Annotated in this window: 1 protein-coding gene; it reads right to left on the bottom strand. The window is 68.5% G+C overall.

Annotation, left to right across the window (positions count from 1 at the left end):
* The coding region (locus tag SB751_RS34940; RefSeq protein ID WP_410749605.1) for a carbon starvation CstA family protein at positions 1 to 238 on the bottom strand (238 nt) is incomplete at both ends.

Here is a 238-nt window from a genome sequence, read left to right as displayed (position 1 = left end):
ACGAGGTCGCCGAGCGAGCGGCCGTCGCGGCGCGTGGAGAGGAACAGCACCACGAAATCCTGCACCGCGCCCGCGAACACCACGCCCGCGAGAATCCACAGCATGCCGGGCATGTAGCCCATCTGCGCGGCCAGCACCGGGCCGACCAGCGGACCCGCGCCCGCGATCGCCGCGAAGTGGTGGCCAAACAGTACGTATTTGTTGGTGGGCACGTAATCGAGCCCGTCGTTGTGGCGCA

The organism is Cupriavidus sp. SIMBA_020, assembly GCF_046535395.1.
GTDB lineage: Bacteria > Pseudomonadota > Gammaproteobacteria > Burkholderiales > Burkholderiaceae > Cupriavidus > Cupriavidus campinensis.
The sequence above is the reverse complement of the archived record's forward strand: the minus strand, read 5'-3'. Positions and strand labels throughout refer to the sequence as shown.